The organism is Reyranella massiliensis 521 (assembly GCF_000312425.1).
Lineage (GTDB): Bacteria > Pseudomonadota > Alphaproteobacteria > Reyranellales > Reyranellaceae > Reyranella > Reyranella massiliensis.
Genome location: NZ_HE997181.1, coordinates 5578917 through 5586434, shown reverse-complemented (window position 1 = coordinate 5586434; position 7518 = coordinate 5578917). Strand labels below are relative to the sequence as shown.

General features: G+C 66.9%; 4 protein-coding genes. All 4 read left to right on the top strand.

Translation table 11 applies throughout. The features are described from left to right. The coding region (locus tag BN60_RS27270; protein ID WP_020699368.1) for a hypothetical protein at positions 1–347 on the top strand (347 nt) is incomplete at its 5' end. Positions 348–356: 9 nt separating this feature from the next. Next, entirely contained in the window at positions 357–1805 is a 1449-nt protein-coding gene (locus tag BN60_RS27265) for an SrfA family protein (protein ID WP_020699367.1), read from the top strand. 38 nt (positions 1806–1843) lie between these two features. Beyond that, positions 1844–4816, top strand: coding sequence for a virulence factor SrfB (locus BN60_RS27260; RefSeq protein ID WP_020699366.1), 2973 nt, complete (start codon positions 1844–1846; stop codon positions 4814–4816). A gap of 17 nt (positions 4817–4833) precedes the next feature. Next, on the top strand, positions 4834–7506 hold the full coding sequence (locus tag BN60_RS27255; protein WP_020699365.1) for a virulence factor SrfC family protein: 2673 nt from the start codon (positions 4834–4836) through the stop codon (positions 7504–7506). Positions 7507–7518: the final 12 nt, after the last annotated feature.

Genomic DNA, 7518 nt, shown 5'->3' with positions numbered 1-7518 from the left:
CCGCACCGCCGGCGCCGCCGGTGAATCGGCCGCCGCCGGGCCAGCTTCCCTGCGACTGGTCGGGCGACTCGGGCGGCGAAGGCGTCACGCGAAATCGACATTATCTCGGCGACAAACCGGGCTTCGTGGCGTTGAACTATCAGCTCTTCGTCCGGCCGGACGATATCAAGGTGATCTATCGTGGCCAGCAGATCGCCGGCACGGGGGGTCCGCGCAGCGGCCGTGGCGGTTTTGGCTTCGACTGGAAGCCGGTCGCCGGGGATTATTCGGTCGATGTAATCGTAACGGGAGAGATCTGGGGCACGCGATGGACCTATTCCATCTCCTGTCCCCGGGGTGGGCGCTGAGGAACAGACATGGCTGCAGGTCCGCTTCTTGTCAGTGAACCGCTCCAGCGCTACCGCGCGCTGGGGCTGGCGGGCGATCCTGTGTGGCGCGCTGCCGGCCAGCTTCGCACGGCCATCGCCGCGCGGCTCTCGCGCGAGCATGCCGACTTGCTGGCGATCCCCGAAGCCGAGCCGAGCGGCCGCAGCATCCATTGGTATGCGCCGTTCGACGGCGAGGTCCGCCGTCTCGCCGACCTGCCGGAGAGCGAACGACAGACCGTGCTCGATACGGTCCATCGCCTGCATGGCGACCTCTCCGGGCTTGCGACGCAAATGGAAGCCGTGGAACGCTCCAGTGCGGAGCGCAACTTCGCGCGCCTGCTGCGCCATGCTCTGACCGCCCCCGGCGAAGAGACGCTCTATGTCGTGGACGGCCGGCCAGTCATGGCCTTCTGGGGCTTCACCGCCGATGCGGCCCTGCCCGGCGTCTTCCTGGCAAGCGCTCCTCCGGCACCGGCGGCAATTGCAACACCGCCCGTCACGCCACGCCCCGAAGCGGTCCTGGCATCCGCGCCGGCAGTGGCCGCCGTTGCCGCACCGCGCACCGTGTGGTGGCAATGGCTGCTGCTCGGCGTTCTGCTCCTTCTGCTGCTGGCCCTGCTCGCTTGGCTGGTGCGGCCGTACCTGCCGCGCATCGAGCCTGCTCTCGAAGCCGAGGTTCGCGAACGCGCCCTGGGCTTCGCCGTGCGCCAGCCCCTCGAACTGCAGCAGACGCGCGTCGCCACGCTCGTCCAGAACAATGAAGATCTGCGCCTCGAACTCGCTCGCCTCACCGACGAGCTGGCGCGCCGCGGTGGCGATTGTGCGGCCGGCATCATCGCGCCGGGCGGCGTCATCGTAGGTTCCGCCGGCGGCCCGCCCATCGAGCGCAGCGCCGGTCCCGATGCCACCGCCGATGTCGGCATTGCCGGCAAAGACGAGGGCAAAGATCCGAGCAAGCCCGACGACAAGGGCGCAGGCATGAAGGGCCCCGACGAGCAGAGCAAGGATCAGAACAAAGACAACGCGGCTCGGAACGACAAGAACGAGAAGAAGGACGAGCCGAAGCCGATGGTCGTCCCGCCGGAAGCCAAGCAGAAGCAGGATCTCGCCTTCTTGCAGGGTGACTGGCGTTCGCGTACCGGCCTTGCGACCGCGACCGGCGAAAAGGATCTGCGTCCTTCTTACACGCTGGATGACAAGGGCAAGGGCAAGGTGAGCTTCGTGCAGAAGAACGGCGCCACCTGCGAAGCACCGGCCGAAGCACGTTGGGACGGTGCCAAATTGGTGATCGAAGAGAAATCCAACCCCAAATGCAGTGACGGCCGCACTTATGCCCGTAATGTCGTCAATTGCGAGGTCGGCGCGGATGGTGTCGCCCAATGCAAAGGCAACCAGCCGGGCGACAAACGCAGCTATCGCGTGCAGATCGGTCGTTGAGTGCCTAGATTTATCGGATTGGCCGTAACGAACGTGACATGAGCGACCTCGCCCGCCTGCCGAGCTATCCCAGCCCGACGACGCTGATTGCCCGTTCCGGCATTCAGTTCCTCGATTTCGGCTTCGACCCCGTGCGTCTCAAGGTACGCGAGTGGGGTTTCCACGACGCGGCCGCGACAAAGGCGGTCGACGATCTGGTGCAGCTCGACTTCGACGAAGGCCGCGGCCAGTACGAGGTCGTTGAAAACGGCCGGCGCCGCGCCGCCGAACCCAATCTCGTAATTACCGCCAAGGACGCATTGGCGCCCTTTCTCGACAAATGGGTGCCGGTGCCCTTCCTGCAGGTGCGGCCGAACAATCAGTTTCGCGAAGGTCCGGCGGACTGGGCGCGTGTGCGCGTGGTCGATCTCGAAGCCCGCTACGGCGCAGGCTATCGCGACGAACAGGGCAACCGCTATCGCGCCGTGCTCGCCTTCGACACGGGGCTGATCGCGGAGGCCGAAGGCCGTGCCTATCTGGCGCCCTCGCCCAAGGACGTGACCTCGGGGGCGTTGTTTGCGCTCGCCCCGCAGCAGCGCGCCAATCACTGGCTGTTGCGCCAGGGCTGGATGACGCAGTGGCTCGACGAGCTATTCCACGAGCTGCATCCGCGCGCCACGGCGGAAGAAATCGACAACGACATCAAGCAGAAGCCGCAGGAAGCGACGGCACGCTATCTCGCCTTCCTCGGCCTGCTGGCAGCCGCCGCGCATTTCCCGCCCATCAAGCTGGTCGGCGATGCCGAACGGCCGGGCCGCGGCGCCATCGAGGTCGATCTCGTGCTCGATGTCGGCAATTCGCGGACCTGCGGTCTCTTGATCGAGGCGGCCGGTGAGCTGGGCGTCAACCTGAACGACTCCTACGAACTGGCGCTGCGCGACCTCTCGCATCCCGAGGTCGTGCATACGCGGCCCTTCGAATCGCGCGTCGAGTTCGCACAGGCCTGGTTCGGCAAGAACCACCTCTCGCGGCTCGGCGGCCGGGCCGATGCCTTCGTCTGGCCGACCATGACGCGCGTCGGCCCCGAAGCGACGCGGCTTGCCGCCCGTCGGCGCGGCACCGAAGGCAACACCGGCATGTCGAGCCCTAAGCGCTATCTGTGGGACGAGGAGCCGCAGACGCGCGAATGGCGCTTCAACGTCGCCTACGCCCAGGACCAGACGGCCATGCCGGCGGCGGCCGGCCCGATGGCGCAGCTCGTCAACCAGAAGGGCGAGCCGCTGCATCTGGTCGATCCCGATGCCGATTCGGCCGACCATCTCCCTGTGTTCGAGCCGCTCTATTCGCGCTCCTCGGTGATGACTTTCGTGCTCTCCGAGATCCTGCTGCAGGCGCTGACCTTGATGAACTCGCCGCAACAGCGCGGCCGCCGGGCACACGCAGAGACGCCACGCCGCCTGCGCCGCATCGTGCTCACCCTGCCGACGGGCATGCCGCTGGCCGAGCGTCTGATCTTCCGCAAGCGCGCCGAGGCCGCGCGCGATCTCGTCTGGATGATGATGGGCTGGAAGCTCGACGATCCGGCGGCTCCCGCACCGCGCGTGCTGACCGACTGGGACGAAGCAAGCTGTACCCAGCTCGTCTATCTCTACACCGAAGTGGCGCGGAACTTCGGCGGCGATGCCCGCCGCTTCTTCCAGATCACGCGCAAGCCGCGCGGCAAGCCGACAGCCGAAGGCGACACGCTCAGCATCGCCAGCATCGATGTCGGCGGCGGCACGACCGACCTGATCATCAATTCCTATCGCCTCGAAGGCGCCGGCACCTCGGTGACTCTCTTCCCGGAGCAGAAGTTCCGCGAGGGTTTCAACGTCGCGGGCGACGATATACTGCTGCGCGTCGTGCAGGCGCATGTGTTGCCGCCGATCGAAGCCGCGTTGCGTGCGTCCGGCATCGCCAATCCGGCCGACCTGATGGCCGAGCTGGTGGGCGGCGACCGCGGCGGCGAAGACGTGATCCAGCGCAACCTGCGCCAGCAGTTCGCGCTGCAGATTGCCCATCCGATCGCGCTCGAATTCCTGCGCGCCGCCGAGACCTTCGATCCGACCTCGGGCGTCGTGGCCGCCGAGCCGCGGCCCTACGAGACTTTCTTCCCGGGTGGCGCCAGGCCGTCCGAGGAAGTCGTCACCTTCGTGAACGAGGCTGCCCGCAAGCGCGGCGCCCAGAACTTCGACCTGCGCACGGTCGTCTTCCCGGTCGAGCTGCCGGGCCTCGACAAGACGGTGCGGGCCGAGATGGCGCGCGTGCTAGCGCCGCTCGCCGAGATCGTGCACGCCTACGATTGCGACGTGCTGCTGCTTTCCGGCCGGCCCTCGCGCCTGCCCGGCATCCGGGCGCTGGTGATGGAGCTGTTGCCGCTGCCGCCGGAGCGCGTGATCTCCCTGCACGATTATCGCGTCGGCGCCTGGTACCCCTTCCGCGACGCGCGCCTGCGCGTGGAGGATCCCAAGACTACCGTGGCGGTCGGCGCGATGATCGCCGCCCTCGCCCAGTCGCAGCTCCCGGACTTCTCCTTCCGCTCCGACCTGCTGCGTTCCAAGAGCATCGCCAAGTTTATCGGCAAGCTCGACGGTGGCGGCCGTTTGCAGAAAGAGGACCTGGTCTACCGCGATGTCGATCTCGACAATCGCGAATACGAACTGCCGGAGATCGCCTTCGAGTTCCGTGGTCCCATGTGGTTGGGTGCCCGCCAACTCGATCTGGTGCGCTGGCCGGCGGCCAGGCTCTATGCGCTCGAATTCGCCAAGCCCGAATATGCCGAACGGCACGCACGCGAGACGCCGTTCAAGATCGCGCTGGCCCGCGTGAAGCCCAAGGACAAGGACTCGGGCGACGTCGAACGTTTCCGCCTGCGCCAGGTGACCAATCGCGACGGCCGGGCCGTTGCGCTCGACCGCCTGACGCTTCGTCTCCAGACGCTGCCGCGCCGTGAGGGCTATTGGCTCGACACGGGCATGCTCAAGACTGGTTGAAGGTTCACGGACAAACCATGGACACTGTCGATCTCAAACTGGCCCAGGATTGCGAAGCGCTGGCCGTTGCCGCCAGCGAGGGCGTGACCTGGCTGAAGAATGCTTCGGCGCAATCGCCTACCGTCGCGCAACAGGCGCCGTCGCTGGTGAGCGAGCTGCAGAAGGTTCGCAACCAGAGCCGCAAGCTGGCGCGTGCCGCGCGCCGCCGCATGTGCGTCGGCGTGTTCGGCCCCAGCCAAGCCGGCAAGTCCTACCTCGTCTCGATCTTGGCCAGTCGCGACGGCCGGCCGTTGCAGGCGCGCTTTGCCGACCGCAGCTACGACTTCCTGCGCGAGATCAACCCGCCGGGCAATCGCGAGTCCACGGGCCTCGTCACGCGCTTCGGCCTGGGGCTGAGCGACGTCTCGCACGACTTTCCGGTGCGTGTGCGCCTGCTGACGCAAACCGACATCGTGAAGATTCTGGGCAACTCCTTCCTGCTCGACTTCGATCACCAGAAGGCGGAGTTCCAGGGGCCCGACGGCGCCGCCATCCGCAAGCGACTGGCCGAACTGCGCGTCAAGGCGCAGCCCACGCCGGTGGGCGACCTCGATGCCGACGACGTGCTCGACCTGATCGAGTACTTCGATACGTTCTTCGCCGGCGTCACTGCCGAACTACGCACCGACTACTGGCGCGAGGCCATCGATCTGGCGCCACGCCTCTCCGGCCACGACCGTGCCCGCCTGTGGTCGGTGCTGTGGTACGATTTCCAGCCCTTTACCGACCTCTACCTCACGCTCTACGAGGGTTTGCAGAAACTCGCCTTCGCGCCTGAGGCTCTGCTCGGCATGGATGCGTTGATCCCGCGCGAGAAGAGCATCATCGATGTGCTGACGCTCGACCGGCTGGGCGCAGACTCGGACGACACCTTGCAGGTCCGCCCCAAGCAGGCCGACGGTCGTTCCTCGCCCGACACCGACCTGCCGCGCTCGCTGATCTGCGCCCTGACGGCGGAGCTCAATGTCGCCATCGCCGAGAAGCCGTGGGATTTCTTCGATCATACCGACCTGCTCGACTTCCCCGGCGCCCGCTCGCGCCTGAAGCTCGCCAAGCTCGATGACGTTTCGAAGACCAAGGGCGTGGCCGAGGGAGCGAACCCGCTGCGCGAGCTGCTGCTGCGCGGCAAGGTCGCCTATCTCTTCCAGCGCTATTCGTCGGAGCGCGAGCTTTCCGCCATCCTGCTTTGCATCCCCGACGGCAACCAGGAAGTCCGCGACCTCTCGGACATGATGACGGCGTGGATCGACCAGACGATCGGCGCCACGCCGGCTGACCGCGCCAAGCAGAAGAACGCGCTGTTCCTGGTGCTGTCCAAGATGGACCGCGAGTTCGAGCAGAAGGCGGGCGAGACCGAGGAGTCGCGCCACCTGCGCTGGAGCGCCCGTCTCGGCAATTCGCTGGTCAACAACTTCCGCGGCGAGTGGCCGCTCAACTGGAACGGCCGGCCGTTCGACAATACCTTCTGGCTGCGCAACCCGACCGTCATCGACGAGCGGCTGATGGACTACGACGGCGGCCGCGAGGTCGGCATCGCCGATACCTTCGCCCAGCGCGCCACCGAACTGCGCCGCCACTTCATCGACAACGAAGACGTGCGCCGCCACTTCGCCGATCCGGCGCGGGCGTGGGACGAAGCTTTCCGCGCCAACGACGGTGGCGTCTCTTATCTCGTGAAGAGCCTGATCCCGGTCTGCGATCCGGCGATCAAACGCGCCCAGGTACGGGGCCAGCTCGACGTCCAGATCCGCCGTCTGGTCGACCGGCTGGCCGGCTTCCACAGCGCCTCCGACGGCGACGCCCGCACCAAGAAACGCGATCTGGTTCACACGGTGCTGCGCGGACTGGCGAACGTCATCCAGCAACAGCTCTTCGGCGAGCTGGTCGCGGCCCTGCAGGTCGCCGATACCGCGCTGCGCGAGATCTATTTCCGGATCGCCACGGCGCGCGCCTCCGACGATGCACCGGCGCGCAACGGCAAGTCCCAGAGTCCGGTGGCGCAGTCGACCGGCGCCGCCGTCGATCTCGGCGCCATCTTCGCCGACGTGTTCGGCGAGGAGGCCAGCCGCCACGCACCGACGCCGTCGGGCGTGCTGGAGGATCGCGCCGAGCGTTTTGCCCGCGAGGCCGCCGACTACTGGCTCGAGAACATGCGCCGTGTCGGCGCCGACGAGAAGGCGCTGTCGCACTATGGCGTCGATCGCCAGCATCTCGGCTGGCTGATCGACGAACTGATCGTGGGCGCCCATCGCCTGAAGCTGATCGACCAGCTGAGCCACGAGGTGCGGGCTCTGGAAAATGCCGCCAACGCCAAGTGGGAGGAGATCGCCGAACGCCAGGTGCGTACCGCCTCCTCCGCATTGAACGGCTATGTGAGCGCCCTGGGCTTCGACAAGTTGCCGCTCGACCAGAGACCCGGCCTGCCGCCCAACGCGCCGGTCCGCCGCGTGTTCGAGCATCCGACCTTGATGGTCGATGGCGTGCCTGTGCTGAGCGAAGACCCGGCGCCGATTTATGCCGACTATTGCAAGGACTGGATGCGCGCCTTCCTGCAGCTCGCCATGGACAATGTCGGTTACGAAGGCGGCCGCGAGATCACGCCGGAACAGAACGATCGCCTCGGCGCCATCCTGCGCGCCGTGCCGGCGTAAGGAACGCCCGGG